The 18347-nt window shown below is 48.9% G+C and carries 10 protein-coding genes; 3 read left to right on the plus strand and 7 right to left on the minus strand.

Going from position 1 to position 18347, the window contains the following annotated elements:
* The first annotated feature begins 96 nt into the window (after nt 1-96).
* From pgi to P8N76_07845, 3 genes are all read left to right on the plus strand, one after another.
* On the plus strand, nt 97-1743 hold the full coding sequence (pgi, locus tag P8N76_07835) for a glucose-6-phosphate isomerase (protein ID MDG2381569.1): 1647 nt from the start codon (nt 97-99) through the stop codon (nt 1741-1743).
* A gap of 676 nt (nt 1744-2419) precedes the next feature.
* Nucleotides 2420-2938: a CBS domain-containing protein gene (locus P8N76_07840; GenBank protein ID MDG2381570.1), complete on the plus strand. Its 519-nt coding sequence runs from the start codon at nt 2420-2422 to the stop codon at nt 2936-2938.
* A 625-nt stretch (nt 2939-3563) separates the two neighbouring features.
* Nucleotides 3564-4331 (plus strand): carbonic anhydrase family protein, encoded by a 768-nt coding sequence (locus P8N76_07845; GenBank protein ID MDG2381571.1) that lies wholly within the window; start codon nt 3564-3566, stop codon nt 4329-4331.
* A 142-nt stretch (nt 4332-4473) separates the two neighbouring features.
* On the opposite strand, the gene P8N76_07850 is transcribed toward P8N76_07845, so the two are convergent.
* The 7 genes from P8N76_07850 to P8N76_07880 form a co-directional block, all read right to left on the minus strand.
* Complete coding sequence (locus P8N76_07850; protein MDG2381572.1) at nt 4474-5511, minus strand: formyltransferase family protein; 1038 nt, start codon at nt 5509-5511, stop codon at nt 4474-4476.
* Nucleotides 5512-5844: 333 nt separating this feature from the next.
* The gene (locus P8N76_07855) at nt 5845-8007 is read right to left on the minus strand and encodes a glycosyltransferase family 2 protein (protein MDG2381573.1); all 2163 of its coding nucleotides are present in this window, start codon (nt 8005-8007) and stop codon (nt 5845-5847) included.
* Nucleotides 8008-8694: 687 nt separating this feature from the next.
* Nucleotides 8695-10467, minus strand: coding sequence for a glycosyltransferase family 39 protein (locus tag P8N76_07860; GenBank protein MDG2381574.1), 1773 nt, complete (start codon nt 10465-10467; stop codon nt 8695-8697).
* Between the two features lie 128 nt (nt 10468-10595).
* The gene (locus P8N76_07865) at nt 10596-11828 is read right to left on the minus strand and encodes a hypothetical protein (protein ID MDG2381575.1); all 1233 of its coding nucleotides are present in this window, start codon (nt 11826-11828) and stop codon (nt 10596-10598) included.
* A 159-nt stretch (nt 11829-11987) separates the two neighbouring features.
* Entirely contained in the window at nt 11988-13802 is a 1815-nt protein-coding gene (locus P8N76_07870) for an ABC transporter ATP-binding protein (GenBank protein ID MDG2381576.1), read from the minus strand.
* Nucleotides 13803-14256: 454 nt separating this feature from the next.
* Nucleotides 14257-15735, minus strand: coding sequence for an NAD(P)/FAD-dependent oxidoreductase (locus tag P8N76_07875; protein ID MDG2381577.1), 1479 nt, complete (start codon nt 15733-15735; stop codon nt 14257-14259).
* Nucleotides 15736-16288: 553 nt separating this feature from the next.
* A complete protein-coding gene (locus P8N76_07880) occupies nt 16289-18295 on the minus strand; it encodes a hypothetical protein (protein MDG2381578.1) in 2007 nt (668 codons plus the stop codon).
* Nucleotides 18296-18347 lie beyond the last annotated feature (52 nt).

Here is an 18347-nt window from a genome sequence, read left to right on the forward strand (position 1 = left end):
TTGTGATCAATCCGGCAACGATCACGGGCTAATTCAAGAAAACTCGTGTTCGTGACGACGACGTGAATCGAAAACAACAAATCTAGGACCCTAAGAATGACGACACCCCAACCTTCGCTGACAACCTTGCCGGCTTGGCAATCACTCGCTGCTCATCACCGCGAAATCAAAGATGTCCACCTTCGTTCGCTCTTCAAAGATGATCCGCAACGTGGGCTTCGTTTTACAACGGAGTTCGGTGGATTGTTTCTAGACTACTCAAAAAATCGCATTACCGACGAAACCGTCAAACTGCTCACAAAGCTTGCCGAAGAAGTCGGACTTCGAGAACGAATTGATGCTATGTACCGCGGTGACAAAATCAATGTCACCGAAAACCGATCTGTTTTGCACATTGCATTACGGACACCACGCGAAAAATCAATTGTCGTGGAGGGCCAGGACATCGTACCCGAGGTGCATGCGGTGCTCGACAAAATGGCGGATTTTTGTCGGCGATTGCGCAGCAGTGACTGGAAAGGTCACACAGGGAAACCGATTCGCAACGTCGTCAACATTGGCATCGGCGGTTCTGATCTTGGCCCCGTCATGGCTTATGAAGCATTACGATCCTACAGCCAACGAAGCCTAACCTTCCGATTTGTGTCCAACGTTGATGGAACGGATTTTTTCGAAGCAACTCATGATCTCAACCCGGAGGAGACACTCTTCGTCGTTGCCTCGAAGACTTTTACGACCTTGGAAACGATGACCAACGCCCAGAGTGCCCGAGATTGGTTATTGAAAGGACTTCACGGAGACAAAGCGGCAGTCGCCAAACATTTTGTGGCCGTTTCGACGAACGCTGAAAAAGTTGCCGATTTCGGCATCGACACAGCAAACATGTTTGAGTTCTGGGATTGGGTCGGTGGACGATACTCGATGGATTCGGCAATTGGCCTCTCAACCATGCTGGCCATCGGTCCGGAAAATTTCCACGAAATGCTGCAAGGATTCCATGAGATGGACGAGCATTTTCGTTCCGCACCTTTTGAACAGAACCTTCCCGTTCTAATGGCCCTACTAACCGTTTGGTACGCCAATTTCTTCGATGCTCAATCTGTCGCTGTGCTACCGTACGAACAATACCTGAAACGGTTTCCAGCTTATCTGCAACAGTTGACAATGGAAAGCAATGGAAAACGCGTCACCATGGACGGCGATCCAGTCGCTGTTGACACCGGACCAATTTACTGGGGCGAGCCAGGGACAAACGGGCAACACTCCTTTTACCAGTTGATCCATCAAGGTACGCGGCTGATACCCTGCGACTTCATCGCATTCGCACATCCGGTGAATCCGATCGGGCGACATCACGCCATGCTGATCTCCAATGTACTGGCCCAAGCAGAAGCTTTGGCTTTCGGTAAGACCGCCGACGAAGTCCGAGATGAAGGTACACCTGATTGGTTAGTGCCCCACCGAGTGTTTGAAGGAAATCGCCCATCAAATACATTGTTTGCTGACCAATTAACTCCTAATGTGCTGGGAAAGCTCGTAGCGTTGTACGAACACTCGGTATTCACTCAAGGTGTCATTTGGAATGTGGATTCGTTCGATCAGTGGGGCGTTGAATTAGGCAAGGTCCTCGCACAACGTATCATTCCGGAACTTGAAAGCGAGCAAGATCTTGATCTGAACCACGATACCTCCACGAATCATCTGATCGAACGATATCGAAGCATCAGACGAATCTCAAAGTAGGCAAATCATCGTCGAAGAGGCTTTTCGAAGCACGACTCCTGCCACTGAAAATCAGGAACAAAGATTTGCCGGTTCAAATCGGCCTGAGCGATCCTAGCCCACGCCGCAGATCCCCCCCCGTGGTTCGCTGCTCTTTTGAATGCAACGGACAGGGACGTGATTTCTTCCAGCGAGCTTGTTCAGCCTGCAGAAACTCGCTTGACAAAATGACCGGCCAATCTAGCGTTACGCTGAACACGTCCGTTTGTGCCTATCACCTTTCGCACTCAAGATTAGACCAAACCACAAATCTATGTTCTCGATCAGAAGAATGTCGCGTCATTTCACCGGATCGATGGTGTTTGAACAAACAATTCTGGCAACGGTTCTTATCCTGGCGGCCCTGGCGATCATTGGATCAATCGGGGATTTGACCGCCGTTACCATACGTACCGTCGACATAAGTCCTACCTCTGCCAACATGAGGGCCGATTCGTCCGATCCACCATCGGGAGTGGTCCCGTACGACAAGTCCACCTTTCTGCGCAATTCCCGACCCGCGTGGACCAGCGTACTTAATTGCCTTTCACTGGCTATTGCGTTGGCTTGGCTGGTTCTCCGTGAGCGTCAACGAAAGATGAGATCACCCCGCCGATTGTCAACGGATTGTGCCGACTCCGTCAGTAACCGAGTCGCAATGAAACGTCAACGAACGTGCCGTCGTCTTTATAACAACACTGCAATGTTAATGACCGGCGACATCGAAATACGCCAAATCATGACGCGGACACCTGAGACGATGCGCCCAGGGGATACGATTGAACGGGCACGGCAAATGTTCGAGAAACAAGCGGCCGACTATCTTGTCGTTTCTAAGCCGAATGGCACGCTCGTCGGCCTTCTGAGTCGCTACTACATTGCTCGCACGAAAGCGAAACGAGTCTCAGATGCCATGTTGCCGAGACCATTTTACGTTTCGATGGATACAATGCTTAGCCCCACAGTGACGCAAATGCTAAACGAAGGTGTCTCTTGCGTCGCCGTCGTTGAAAACCATCGAGTCATCGGCATCGTTACCACCCAGGACATTCAATTAACTTTCCAAGCCGTGCTGCACGTCCTGGCGAAGAAGTCAAATGAAATTCAGTTGACGGACGGAATTGCCGCCTGCCTTGGAGAAGAGCAATCAAACTATCAGTCTTCTTCGCCAAAATGACTACCGATCGACTCGACCACCGCATCCTGCTTGCTTCACAACCATGAGAGGCATTCGCCATGCGGTCACTCGGAAACCTGCATGATGGAGACAGGAGCTCTCCATCATCGGTTTTGTCGTCCCGGCAATGGACAAAACACTCGGTTCGTCAGTGTGCGATGCCCCCTTTTCATCACGTTCCCGGTTCAACTTGGCAGACTTGCTAATCCCCGACAACTGCACTAGCATTCTGGACTTGTTTACCGTCCCGATGCAATGGAAACGCCGTGAAACGATCAAAGCTTCTGCCACAGCCCAATTTGTTCTCACGAAAAAACCAGCTCAAATCCAGCAGAACACCCAAACGAGCAAAGCTTTGCAACGTTTTCCATCAGAGATAAATACAATTTCCAGTATCGGTGGAATTGTTCCGAGCCAAGAACTTCCGATATTCTGTGTCTGGCTCCAACGATCGTTTCCTGCTACAAATGACCGCCTAAGGCTTCAGCAGCAATTTCCCTACGGCGCAGATTGTTACGATGAAGAGTGAATTAGATCGGTTGTTTTGATTCGTTGATAAAATAAGTGACATCCCGTGTTTGCGAAATCTGAATTCCGCTAAATCCCCACGAGAGAAGGACATAAAATGGTCTCGATGAAATTAGTTTCGATTTTCGCTCTTTGTGTGTTCTGCTTACCCATGATCGCATCGGCCGATACAAAATCCACAACCGGGGACACAAGTGAATTGGAATCAGAAAATGAGGCAAGTTTCATTCCGCGTACCAAGCGCGTGCTGACCCAAGAAGAACAAGCTGCCCTTACCCCCAAACAGGTATTTGAATTACTTGAAGCGGGTAACAGGCGATTCGCCAACGATTCGCTGACGATTCGCAATCACGGAAAACAACGGCGAAAGGCCGCGATCGGTCAATTCCCGAAGGCAGTGGTTCTTTCCTGCTTGGATTCGCGCATTCCAGTCGAAGACGTATTTGATTGTGGCATCGGCGACATCTTTGTTGCTCGGGTGGCGGGCAACTTTGCCAATACCGACATTCTGGGAAGTCTGGAATTCGCCTGTAAAGCTTCAGGTTCAAAACTTGTGTTGGTTCTTGGGCACGACAACTGTGGAGCAATCCACGGTGCCATTGACGGCGTAGAACTCGGCAACATCACCGCCATGTTGAAAAATATCACTCCAGCGATTGATCAATTCGAAGATTATCAGGGTAAGAAATCCAGCAAGAATCCGCAATTTGTAGAAATGGTCACCCAGGCAAACGTTCAAAACACAATCAAATTTATTCGCAAAGGAAGTCCCATTTTGCGCAACATGGAAAAGAACGGTGACATTATCATTGTCGGCGGCATTTATGACATGGATACCGCCAAAGTTCATTTCATCAGGAATTGATCTCTCTGTACGATTCATCGAATCAGATACAAAATTCGTGATCAATCAACCGCCCCAAGAAGGGAAAGCTGTCGCCTCGGCCACTTCCCCTTTTCCTGCCCGGCAACTCACTCCAGCTGCCGTCATCCATCGACGTGGTTAGTCAATCGGATAGTTGCATCACGGGTAAGTGTTCAACACCAATTCTGTTGAGCAAGCGATAAACCGCAAAAGGGAGATAATTAAAGCGAGTTGCCAACACGGTCACTCTATCCTTCGTGACAAAGGAATGACTTGCTTTGACACCCAACTTCAACCGTTTGACTTTCGTCACGTAGTGCATGTCACCATTCACTGCCAGCCAAATGCCATCAAACGATCGAATTCGATGTTGGATCTCCTGAAAGTCCAGCGTTGCCGGATTTTCAATCAACTGAATCGCAGCAACATCCTTCTTGTCAAACTTTCTCGAGATACCCTGTTGTGGTTTGCCTGGATTTCCGTCTGCAACCGCCTGGAGCACTCTCAACAACTGCTTTCCCGCCACGACTGCCTTATCATACTCGAGGCATTTGGGAGATCGATTCTCAACCGGTATCGTACCCGAGCAAATGATTGGGCCCTGATCAACCTCCTCGGACATGTGATGAAAGCAATATCCCGTGTCAGCTTCTCGAAAATAAACAGACCATTGCGTTGCCATCCAACCACGATATTTCGGTAGAATCCCACTGTGCAGATTGACACAAACATCAAAGGCATCGATCAATTCTCTCCGAAAGATTTGAGTGCAACCGAAACAAAATGCAATGTTAGCCGCCACCTCATTTCGCACAAATTCAGCGAAATCGGCGTGATTAATGTTGCGATTGGGAGGGACAATATGCCCTACCCGATATCGGCAAGCAAGCGAACTAAGGCTCCCCGATAAGCACCCACGAAAAGAAATCGGGGTGGCAAAGTTGAATACTTTTTTGGCAGTGCGGGTAATCAGGGCATTCGACATCCCGCGAAATCCAGATACATCGGTCTGAGCATACGCTGCAGTTTTGCAAATACCGACTACCTCAAATCCCTCAATCTTGTTTGCGAGCTTCAATGCCGCCTTCGTTAATGGCACACTCTTGTCCAAATCCGCATTAACAAAGATCATCGCCTTCAAAGGACAGCGAGTGAGAGATTTGTTGATTTCGTTGTACATTCAACTCTGAAGGCGAAGTCTCACTTCATGCAACTCGCCTCTCCCCCGTATTGACGAAAAAATCTTTTGCAGGCTGCGAGAATACAACCGGTGGCTTCAACACCGCCCCCAAAATGACCGCTTTGCCTCTAATGCAACCGTCACAAGCTTTCGACGCCGACGTATTCATGTCTAACGACGTACCCATCGCGTTAATCGGCATGCGTTCCGACCAATGTTCGTGCCATACTCGATTTAAGTCAAGCGATCCGTTTGAATCACCTGCATTCCCAAAGATGGTGCCCTACCCCGCCCCAACAATCGTTGTGGTATTTGCAACGGCCTAGTCGATAGTTAGGGTAAAGGATTACTTTTCCTTGCTGCATGACTGTTGTCACAATCGATTTGCTCACAAATAGCTTGAGCTAGTCGCTGGTTGAATTCACGTCCACTGGAAAACGTTTTTGCTTCAGCATCCCACATTCGGGACGTGACATCCAAGGCTTCGGTTCGCCGAATAAATTCCTGCCACCAAAGTGGCGACTCTCCTGCGATCGACTGCCGCGCGTTCACAGCAAGCAAATGAAATTTACGCCCACCGGATTCGACTATTTGGCGCATTTCGTCGAGACAGGCGATAACCGTTTCCACCCCTGATGAAGCCTCGGGTTCTTGGGGATGAAACCAAGTGTTTAGCTTGCTGTTCAGCAACCACACTAACCGTGAAACATCCATCAGCTGCTCTTTTACGGTGGGAGCGAACGATTCTCGCGTCAGCCCGTCCTGGCTCACGTGAAAGACAGGCTTTGTTCGCCCTAGAAAATAATTTTGGTTTTGCTGCACGTTTATGAAGTCGCTCGGGTTGACCAATACAAAGACATCGCCGCTCCGGTGAGAATCCCCGTCAAAGACCGACTCCATTAGTAACAATTCCTGGTCAGTTCCAAAACCAATGACACCAAAATTAAAAACTGGATTCGAGATTTGACTGGCCAGTTTCGACGAAGCGGTATCTTCGTTGTCAACATCCGTCCCCCAGACAAGCTCATCGCCAAACAGGAACACTGGAGACGCTTCGGCAAGGTCGCTTTCTCGGGAATCCGCGGAAGAAACGCGACGGCCTTTTTCATCCACGTCGACCGCAAGGTCCTGCCCTCGAACATTCCGCTGGATCTGCCGAAGATTTGGACGCGACTTCCAGCCCATCGTCGCATCAGAGATTGTTATCGGCTCACGTAGATCGAAAGCGATTAAATACCTCACATAGATTTCGCCAAGTGCCGATCCGCTAATCATCATTCCAGCAACGAGAACCAGCTTTAAGAATAAAGAACGTCGCCATAAATGACACCAGGAGACGGCTGCAAAGGTCGCACTGCAATAACTGAAATAAGTAAAATGCAATGGAAACACAATTGCCGCAAAAAGAGGATGCTTTTCTTGTGAAAAAAACAGATAAAAACGCCAATTCAGAATCAGAATGCCTAAGATTGCAAGCCACGGCGCAATTGACCAAAAGTGAAATTGAATCGTCAAAACCGTGGCTGTTACGAGCGCAAGGACCGAGGCAACCACGCGGGCGATCCCAGGGATCCGTCGATTGATCGACCAAGCATCCACTAGCAGAATCCCGACTACAGTGAGTACAGGAAACAAGATAAGCTCGGGTCGGAGTAGCGCGCTAATTGCCAACATTACAAGCAGGCAACATGTAAACAAGGCGCTTAGTCTTTGTGAAAAACCTACATTCAAATCGTTAGGAACATTTCCATCACGCAACATCAACTTTGTCCACGGCACCGCTCGGTCCCAAATATCAGTTTTCATCAACGTCCAGAGTGACCAATGCTTTAGGTGCGTCACTTGAACCTTCTTTAACAAGCAGATGCGGTGCCCTCGACGATGAAGACGCACGCCCAATTCAATATCTTCGATACAGGGCCTCGCATAGGATGTATCAAATCCCCCAACATCAAGAAACGTTTGTCGCTTGATTGCACCACAACCGCTCCAAAACGTCGTTGCTTCTCTGCGACTGTTTTGATGGACGAAATGATGAAACAGATTCTTATACTGCGAAAGGATATTTTGTTTCCCTGGGTTCAGATCATAGGACCCAAAGACCGCATCAATCGTCGAGTCACCTTTAAATTCCTCCACGATCAATCGAATCGTCTCCGAATTCACAAGAACGTCGGCGTCGAGAAAGAAGACATATTCGCCTGTTGCTTCGGTAGCACCAAGGTTTCTTGCTTTGGCCGGACCGGATTGACTCGTTAGGCTTATGACCTTCGCTCCCAGATCTTTCGCTACTGCCGCAGTGTCATCCGTTGACGCATCATCAATGACAATCACTTCATACGATTCGAAGCGAGATTCTTTCAGACAACTCAGGCAAGATCTCAAATGTTCCGGATCGTTCCGAACGGGAATCACAACAGAGAGGATTGGCTTCTCACGTGAAGCCAATCCTTGCTTTTGATATTCCTCAGTACTCTGATTGACAACGTCACTCATAGCAGGCGATTTCTAGCTAATTTACCAGCAGATAAGCAGATAATACGTCATGAAAACAACATTCACCAAATCGAGACATTCGTGAAATGAGAGGAAAACAGCTAACAGCGTCTCCCCAAAAAACTGGTATCTCCGCGTCCGACTGTTCCGATTTTCCTCAATGTTCATCTTGCGGCGGCCAACCCAAAAAATCAAGCTACTGAAGCTCGACAAAACGGATCCGTCGAGATTCATGATCACTTCTCTTAGCACTTAGCAGCATTGACCAATTTAACTCGATGGGTTGTAACTGGTCGCCGGCTTCATCTTGGGGGACAAAAAATCAAACGCAACCACTTGAAACAGGATCCTGAACCTCCAGCGCTCCGGACACCCACCACAATTCCCACAGATTGTTCAAGGCATTGATTCGGGTCTTGGAGGAATTTACGGCATCCTCAACAGAACGGATCGCAACCCATATGATGATAGAGGTGATGCCGCATCGACACCGTTTTTCGCAAGAGAAGTCTGGCCTTGGCATGAGAAAACGGCAAAGCCCAATTTGAGCGGAGCTGACCTAGAACAGACACTCATCACTGCAAGCCGCATGCGGATAGAAACATCGCATTCGGTCAAACCGCCGTGCGATGGACTGCAAATAATTTACGAAGCATATCTATCATGCAGAATCCAACAAAAGCATCATCAATCCACAGTTTCCTGAGGAGTGGAATCTTCCCGAGTTGTGGGAATTCGAGAATCGTTTCCAATTTTGATCTTTCGACCAATCTTCGATCGCATATCGACCTCAAATCCACTTACACGTTTGCCTCTCGCAGCCAGATTTTCGTAGATTCGGATACTCTTCGCCTTTTGAACTCCATCAAATTGAACCGGAAAAGTCGCAATCAGTGAGAATTGGTCGGGTCTTTTGGAGACAAGTGTTTCGAGCAATTCGTGGTGAAGCGGAGTATCCCATCGGTAATCACAGTCATCGAGCAGAATGAAATGGACGGGAATCGAATCTATGTATTCCAGCAGTGCATCATTCGTCGTGAATATTGGCCGGTACTTAAGACCACTCCAACTACTTTCCCCCAAAACCTTGCTTGATCGAAGCACATACTCAGTGAGTTCTTGATCGCGGATCTTTAACTCTGAGATAAACGCTCCCTCTCCAACCTCATCGGAACTTACCAACGTGACATACCCTGATCCTACATTGGGAACATATGCTGCTGCAGCAGCATATCCTGAAACAATTCTCAGGTCACGTCCCGGTGCGAACAAGACACTCACTCCCACAACTCCAGCAACAACCCCCCAGCCAGCGGCACGTTTAAATTTACCCAAAATGAGCTTAAGACCGTTCGCATACAAAACCATCCCCCCCGTCAGAACAGGTAGCAAATAACGCATTTCGGAGACGATCGGTACAAAGAACAAGAAGATCAACGTCGCACCGCACCAACTGATGGCAACCGCCAAATCAGCTGAGTACTCGTCTTCTGCAGCCACGCGCCGAAACCGCCGCGACAGGGGCACTGCACCAATGAATGCGACCACGCCAATCGCAACGGAAACAACTTTATTAAAAGTATCAGAGGCGTGATTACGCGGTTTCAATAACACCGATTTGGTCGCCGATTCCACCAGATCAGATTGCCCATGGGTGCCGAGCCCTTGATTCATGGTTTCCACGTAATAAGGTATCGTAAGGAGACTGATACAGGCAATTGCGACCAAAATTTTCCAATTAAACAAAACGGCAATTTGGCGACTTACTAGAACGTACAGCGGCAGAAAGAGAATCAAGCTCAGGCCGACAGGTTTGGTCCACATCGCGAGCACGGACCAAATCACGCAAAACACAAGATGACTATTCTTTTCGGTTGCAATGAAATCACTGAATGCAAACACCGCCAAGAATGCGAACAGAGTGAAGGTCATATCCGACATCACCACAACTGTATTGGTGCGGACCAGCGGTTGACCAAGAAACACGACTATAGTCAACAGGGTAATTCCCCACCCATGATTTTGGCGAATTCGGTGACAAAGAACCAACACGACTAAACTAGAGATCAGCCCCATCAAAATCGTGATGCTCGTCTTAGAGACCCCCGCAATCATAAACCAAATAGTCTGTAAGCCGTAAAAAGCCGGGGGCCAATGTCCAAATGCCACCTTCGGGTAACGGACATAGTATTCCTCCGCAAACGCGAGAGGTGATGAACCAAGAGACATGGTGCAATAGTCATAAACCAGCGTACCGGTTACAAAGTGAGCAGCTTCATCCGGGTGCGTTGCGATGTCTCTCGAATAGCCACCGAGCGCAAACTGTATTCCAAATACGACAATCATAATTACCAACAGCTCAGGCAGCCATTGGAATCGCGCGCCTTTGGCGGTGTGATTCGCCACTTGAACCGCAGACGCTGCCGCATCAGAAGATTCAGTCGTGTTGATCAATTTCATGGCTTTCCTAAGGTGACTCTTTTAGTTACCCGTCAATCAGTCGCTTCCCTCATGAGTAGTTCTCGCGATGCTGCCTGCATTACGAACGACTCCCGTCCATACCTCGGATCTCTGATGCAGCAGTTTCTTCACGGCAAAATCCTTTTTGCTAAAGCAAATCCTAGTCGTTGATTTGCAATGGAGTTTGGATGACCGTCGAACGGAATAACGTAGGTGTCACGATCACCCGAGAACAAGTCGGAGAAATCGACTATTTCAATCGACTCGTCCCGCAAGTAGCGGGCAACCGTCGTTCCCGTTGTGGAGTCAGGATAGAGCACGACAAACATCCGGCTGCTTGCCGATTTGGCAGCCAAGAGCCGTGACGACTGCTCGATAATTTGAGCGGTCAATGCAAAATATTCCGGCTTAATTCGGTGTGGAAGATCAACATCCAAATAACGCAACGCATTACTTGTCGCTACCAATCCATACAAACCGCAAAGAATGCGTCGTTCGGCCAAAAAGGATTTAGCGCGAATTACATGACCATTAGATTCGAGTTGGTAACATGGCATTTGTGATCCCCAGCGACTGACCACGTACATGCTCCCTATGGCACGCCTCACATGATCGTCAATGAACACATAAATAGCGATGATGTCGCGTCCTTGGAGGAACGAGTCCCACCTACCGTTTTCTAGCGAGGCCAACATTTGCTGTGGTCCGTACCCACAAAAACCAGCATTGACAACACGGGCACCACCAGCCGCCAAACAAAATTGATTTGGAAGAGTTTCATCGTCATTCACCCCTTCGCCGAAGGTGAATGAGCCGCCAAAAAACAGAACGACGGGCTCACCCTCCGGCTGACTTTCTGGCGTGATCCGATACCCGTCCTCACCGATGCGATAGGTCACATCGTAGATCGGCTGCAACCCCTTAGATTTCTGCGAGCCCACCGTACAACCAGCCCGAGGTTTGTAGCCGACGACGGGATCATTCTCATAGAAACGCTGCCGGTCAGCCCCCGTGTAATGCTGGTCTGCTGGAGCACTTATCTGCAGAAGAATCCCAAACCCAGCATCAATCACAAGCAAAATCAGGAGACTCACTGCAAGACCAAATGCGGTCGCAGTCCGTCGTGGAAATAGCTGAATTGATTGTTTCAAATCATGAAACAAACTACCTGATGTGTGCCTTCCGTAGACGAACAGAGAGAGACTGCTTAGAACTGCAGCAAGCACCAAAAACCAAAGACGGTCACGAGACAACCAGAACAGCGGCCGTCCAAGCCAAACCTTTTCAACTATCGGTGGCGCAAACACGAGCGCCATTCCGACAAGAACAATACTGGCACTAAACAAGAATCTCTTGTACATGGTATCGAGACAACTTTCGTCACTAACCTTTTAAATCAAATCTTCGGCTCATACTGAGACCGCTTTATGATGGAGCCCTCCACACCACTTAAATAACCAACCAATCCCTCTGTGGAACGATCACCTTACACGACTTTACATGGATTGGTGTACTCGCCGCTAGACGTTGGAGCCATCAAGTATTTGCTGATGAAGCTCATAGAGTTGAGCGTAAACCCCAGCGGAGCTGATTAATTCTGCATGCGACCCATTTTCGACCACGCGTCCTTCATCCAAGACCAGAATTCGATCAGCCATGCGTACTGTAGAAAACCGATGCGAGATAATTATGGCAGTACGACCTTCAACCAGTTGCCGAAAACGTCCGAACATTTCGTATTCAGTCTTCGGATCTAATGCTGAAGTAGGCTCATCGAGCACGACAACTTTCGCTTTGCTTGCGAGTGCGCGCGCGATGGCTAACATCTGCCACTGTCCACCGGAAAGGGTTACCTCACCGAAAGTGCGTCCCAGCACCGTATCGTACCCATGAGGCAGTGACTCGATCATTTCATGGACACCTACACGCTCAGCAATCTCTCGAACTGCCGCCTGATCATCTAATAAATGCTTCCAGTCACCGAATGCGATATTTTCCGCCGCCGTGCCCTCGTATTGCGCAAAAGACTGCATCACGGAAGCGATATTCGTCTGCAGACATCGCTCCGATAGCTCTTCAACATCATGACCATCAAAATAAATCGCCCCCGAATTGGGCGAATACAGTCCGGATAGCAGCTTTATAAGCGTTGTTTTACCCGCGCCGTTTTGGCCGACGATGGCAACAACTTCGCCCGGTTCAATGGAAAGAGAAACGCTATGCAAAATGGGCATCTCACATCCGGGATAAGCAAACGACACTTCCCGAAAATCGATTGCACCCTCTGGATTTGCAAGGGTAAGGCCCCCTTGCTTTGGGAAGGTCGGCTTCGCATTTTGAAATTTTTGCAGGTTGGACACAAGCAAACTACTATTCACAAGACGACTAAATACACGAATCTGCTGACTGACTGTCGTGTACAACCGCTCCGCTGCTAACATTAAGGCCGCCACATTACCCGGTGCAATCTTGCCTGCGATCGCTTGTGAAATCACATGGTATCCCAAAGCGGCGAGGGCGATGGTGAAGATCGCAGCAAAGACAGATTCAATAACGAAAAAACGACCTTGAAAACGTCGATTCTCATCACAGAATGCCTGCGAAATCTCCCGAAAGCGCCGAATGAACAGCGGCGACAAATTGTATGACTTCACCTCTGGAATCCAGATGTGGTTCATGAGCTTACTGATAAAATAAGCATTCCATCTCACCTTGGTGGCGCGTCGATGATGGTACAGATAACGAAGAATCGACATCCGAAATTGCGAGATAGCAAAAGGGATCGCAAGCCCCGCCAAGACAATCGCAGTGATCGGATCCATCGCAAATACGAGACCCGACAAAAAGATGAGCTGAAATCCATTCCGCAAGAATTCGCTTGCATCATTGACCAATAATTCACAATGATGCGCTGAATTTTCTCGAGCGCGACTCATCATGTCTTGGTTAGCTGGATCCTCGAAAAATGACAAATCCAGTCTAGACGCTTGAGCAAATAACCCTAGATTGATCGCTAGGTCCATTTCATCGCGAAGTCGAACCGCGACGTAGGTCCCAAGATTGCTCGCCATAGCGCCGCCAAAAATCACAATCGGCAACAGCATCAGCCAGTGCATGCTGCCGCTTACATCGACTCCGGCCTGGAAGTCGTTCACCAAACCTCGCACGCAGACGATCATCACGACTGGCACCAAACTGCGAAGCAAACCGACAAACAGTGTGATTGCTACAATCGATGGCGAAGCCGACCAGGCCAGACGCAACGCCCAGATCCCGTTGCTGAAGACATCTCGAAAGCTCGCGCGATCGATTCGGTCATTTGAAATATCCCGCATATTGAAACCCAATACAAGCGATCAGGTGCCGAAAGTTTGACACCAAGTAGGGAATCAAATCGCAATCATAAAATCGCGTTTTTGGTCCCCATACTTCCGCTCAACTGTTCCTTTCATTCACCTGACAAATAACTCGCATCGTTGGGCACATCACTTTTCTGTGAACCCGCACTGTGACCAGTCAGTGTGTTTTATGTGAACAGCATTCCCCCAGAACCATGAGGCCAGAAAATCATTATTGAAATCGCAAAAACGCTCACTTTCACGTGTCACAGTTACCCAACTCAATGGCAACAACTTGGTTCTTAACAAAAACGAATCCCAGAGATGCCTTGCAAACGATTTACCATTTCGGAGATAGCATTGCAGCGGTAAGGATTCCATCCCTTCTTGCGATCTTGTCCAAGATCAAGAACTGTCCATGCTCACTCTTCATCGCAGATTCTTTTCCATACTATACCGATACTTTCTCTTCTGCTTCTGAAATCTCTTCGTGATACTCTTGTTCCGTGTTCACAGCCCACAGATCGTGGTCTCGCCCCATCAACAGATTCTCTACGGCGAGCATACCGGTCAACATCGCGTGATCTTGATTATTGTAACGGTGTAATCCATTACGTCCGACAGTCTGTAGATTTTCAAGCCCATCAACGTACTCGCGTAGTACAGACAGATGTACGCGATAGTCAGAATCGTAAACAGGATAAGATTTCTGCACACGGAAAACGCATCCGTCCTCGACGTCAGAATAATCAATTAAACCTAATTGGTCCATTTCGCGTTTACCCAATTCGATGAGATCCTCATCGGCCATCGTCCAGACCTCATCGCCTTCATTGCAGAAATACTCGAGTCCCAAACTACTCTGCTCCGAGTTCGGCACCATGTCCGGACTCCAGTTCTTGTAGTTTTGGATGCGACCAACCTTGACCCCCGGGTCATGAATGTAGATCCAATTGTCTTGAAACAATTCAGCTCGGTTAACAATTAAACAAACTGTCAAAAAGTCCCGATAACTCAATTCACCTGCCGCCGCAAGCACATGATCCGGTGCGGGAGGATCAAGTTTTCGCACCAGTTCCGTCAACGGCATACTCGAAATAAAATCTGTTCCCTCAACTGCTTCCTCTTGACCGTCGCAAGCAATGATCACTTGTTTCACCTTATTTCCATCGCGCACGATACGAACCACATCAGAGTTCATTCGCACATGATTACCCTGATCCTTAATGGATGTCGCCACCGCTCGCCACATCATACCGGGCCCCAGGCGCGGGTAATGAAATCTATCGATCAGCGTCTTGATCGACTTGTCGGGCTTGCGGAACATGTTCAAAACAGCAGTCCGCAAGGACAAACCCTTAATACGCTGAGCAGCCCACTCAGCCTTCAATTCCGTACAGGGAATACCCCAAACTTTTTCCGTATAGGTCTTAAAGAATGTTTCAAAAAGCCGCTTACCAAACCGGTTCGTCACCCATTGTTCGAACGTGTCTTCGATTCGGTAAGGAAACAGTTGCCAACGAAAATAGCTAAGGAGAATCAGAAAACTCTCGATCGGCCCGAGACTGACAAACGTGTTGAACGGCTTAAGCGGGTAGTAAAAAAAACGGCGACGATAAAAAATCCTCGACAGTCGATCCCGTTCAATGAAGTCGTCAACCAACACTTTTTCCCAAAACTTTTGGACATCTCGAGACTTTGTAAAGAATCGATGACCTCCCATGTCGAAGGAGAAACCACGGTAAGATTCGGTTCGAGAAATACCACCAACAATGGCGGCTTTCTCCAACACTGTAGTTTGTATCCCTCGATCTGTTAACTTACTAGCAGCCGTCAGTCCAGAAGGCCCACCACCAATCACAACCACTTCACGATCGGAATTTTGCACTGTCATTTTTTTCGATTGCTCTGCAAAACTTTGATTGGGCAAGTGACTATTCTCGCTTCGCCCATTCCAAACTCATCAGACTAACTAGAAAATCAACAGACACTTTTGGAGCCGCAATTCTGCAATCCGAATCGTCCCTGCCAAAAACAACACTGTATTCTCGCAAACGAATCGTTATTTTCGTCACGGGAACGCTCGACCGACGGCCTACTGGCATCATGACCGACAAATGTAGGATTCTGTCAGGCGTTGGTCAAATCTTAAGAACAATGCATCAAGTCAATTTTTGAAACATAGCGATCGGAAGACGAATAGCGCCATTCGATTCATCCTAGTCATTCGCCTGCAAAAACCCCAATCTTGGCAGAGCCGACAAATGCGATTCATCCAAAGTCAGCGTCACTACCGCTATTCAATAGTTGGGCTTGCAAACTCAATCAGGATGCCATGCGAGATCGAATGCCGAAGATCATAACAGCCCCCCAGGCTATTCACGTGGCGCAAATCTACATCTACATGATTTGGGAATATTATTTCCGTCACAACCCCAGCAGAGCTCCCAATCCAGCAGAACGGCTCGTCCGATGAGAATCGCTTACTTCTCTGCTGAAAGAATGACGTCTCGTGGAGCAATCACTTCAATCAAGTCTGGCAGGTCGTACTTCAAAAGTGCGCCCGGAACCACGTATCCCAATAAATCTCGAGTCAACGGTTTCGCGACAACATCTTCTACCCAGGACTCAATTGAGTCATTGACGGCCACGGAAGCAAATCGCCGATCGAGGGCGGCGGCGTGCAAGACCACCGGCCCCGTCTTCCCTCGACCAATGAGGTGAACCGATTCAAAATCATGAAATTCCGAGAGGCTACTTGCCGCAGCTAGAATCTGATCAACCCGTTGTCCGAGGAGCGGTCGACCAATGTGAAACGCGAGATTCGCAATACGATGTTCGCTATTGTAGTACTTGGCTTTACTTCCTTGATCTGCAGTTTCCCCCACCCCTGCGATGTCAAGCGCCAAGACAACCCAACCGGCCTGCACAAGCTTTTCATTGTCTCCTCCGACTGCTGCAGCATTCGTTTTCCCGACCGAGTCAACGATGATGACCGCAGGACATTTCCTACTTTTATCGTTTGGTAAAAACAGCAAGCCCGGAAGCGGAACCATATTTCTTTGACGAATCAGCAGTTTTTCGATGCGATACTTATCACGATCAATCGTTTCTTTCAGCTGGATTGTTTTTTCTTCGGACGCCTGAGTCAAACCGATCTGGCGCGCAACCTCGGCAAGACAATCTGCCGGATCCCGATCTCCCCAGAACCGTCGTCTTTGATCGGACAACTCTCGCGCCCGAGCTAAGTTCATCTTTGCCACTGTATCTGCTTGTTTGAAGGCGGTAGCCACTTGGCCTGTGCTAGTCACTTGAAGCGATCGCTCCGGCTGAAGCTGCATGGCCGGTTCACGAACCTGCTTGGTGTCATCATTCAGCCATCGCTTCATCCAACCAACAACCGCTTCACGATGGGGCTCAAGAAAACCGTGCTCGCCACCATGGGAAAACAAGGCGGTTCGTTCGGGTTGACCAAGAACCGTGTAGAGTGAAGCTGCTTCCGTCGCCGCATCCTTCGTCGATTCGTAGTCAAAAAAGTCCTGCTGAGCCGCCAACGTCAGTGTTGGCTTCGGTGCACGCATCCAGTAATAATCGATGTGGTCAATACCCAGCGCTACTTCGCTAGGTAGGTGCTGACAGCCATCGGCAGGACCGATCGTTTCATACTTTCGCTGCTTCCGCATAACGTAACAGGATGGAGCTGCCGGTCCGACTCGGGGATCTAACGCCATCAAAAAATTTGTCTGCGTACCCCCGCCCGAAGTTCCTGTCAGGCCAATTGGTTTCTCCTGATCAACCTCATGACGACTGAGCAGATAATCGATGCTGCGAATCCCATCCCAGGCCTCGTACCCGACGATGCTTCGCCCAACCAACAGAGAGCCAGCATTCAACATCGCATGGGTCGTCGTTCCGTGACGGGGAGCATCAACTAATTGATGCCGTTCCCCTTGACAGATTGGATCATAGATCAGCGTTACAAAACCATTCAGCGCCAACAATGTACAAACTTTCTGGTAGGACTCATAAGCCTTGCCATTCGCACTGTGTCCACACGCCACAGCGACACCGGGAAAGGGTCCCTTGCCTTTTGTAGGAAGGTAAAGATTCGCGGTTACATGATGGTTTGGTCGACTCTCATACACAACCTTCTCAATCTTATAGCCGTTACATTCAATCACCCCAGTCGTCCTTGCGTTCAAAGCATTTTTTCGCTGAGGCAATTCGCCGATAATTCGCCGAAAATCACGCAACAACTGCCGCTGTCGGCGACCTGCCGTTGTAGGTGAAGCCAAGGCCGCTTTGACCTCTACTTTTCGTTGTTGATAGTGGCGACGAGACTGCTGGAGAAGGGTTTCAAATACCACTTTTTCGCCACCCTTTGGCATCACCTCCAGTTGCCCCGCCAACAACGGAGCAGTAGCGAGCCAGATCATTGTGCCGAAACAGAGGCGAGAAGGGACAAAAAGGCATCGCTTCGTTCGATCCATTCTTCTTTTCCTCTCATCAACGACCTGCTGATGATTCACTTTCGAAAGCGTT

The organism is Pirellulaceae bacterium (assembly GCA_029243025.1).
Lineage (GTDB): Bacteria > Planctomycetota > Planctomycetia > Pirellulales > Pirellulaceae.

Bases quoted from the DNA above. Each gene is read 5' to 3' on its own strand.
- pgi (MDG2381569.1), top strand. From the start codon at position 97: ATGACGACACCCCAACCTTCGCTGACAACCTTGCCGGCTTGGCAATCA.
- P8N76_07840 (MDG2381570.1), top strand. From the start codon at position 2,420: ATGAAACGTCAACGAACGTGCCGTCGTCTTTATAACAACACTGCAATG.
- P8N76_07845 (MDG2381571.1), top strand. From the start codon at position 3,564: ATGGTCTCGATGAAATTAGTTTCGATTTTCGCTCTTTGTGTGTTCTGC.
- P8N76_07850 (MDG2381572.1), bottom strand. From the start codon at position 5,511: ATGTACAACGAAATCAACAAATCTCTCACTCGCTGTCCTTTGAAGGCG.
- P8N76_07855 (MDG2381573.1), bottom strand. From the start codon at position 8,007: ATGAGTGACGTTGTCAATCAGAGTACTGAGGAATATCAAAAGCAAGGA.
- P8N76_07860 (MDG2381574.1), bottom strand. From the start codon at position 10,467: ATGAAATTGATCAACACGACTGAATCTTCTGATGCGGCAGCGTCTGCG.
- P8N76_07865 (MDG2381575.1), bottom strand. From the start codon at position 11,828: ATGTACAAGAGATTCTTGTTTAGTGCCAGTATTGTTCTTGTCGGAATG.
- P8N76_07870 (MDG2381576.1), bottom strand. From the start codon at position 13,802: ATGCGGGATATTTCAAATGACCGAATCGATCGCGCGAGCTTTCGAGAT.
- P8N76_07880 (MDG2381578.1), bottom strand. From the start codon at position 18,295: ATGGATCGAACGAAGCGATGCCTTTTTGTCCCTTCTCGCCTCTGTTTC.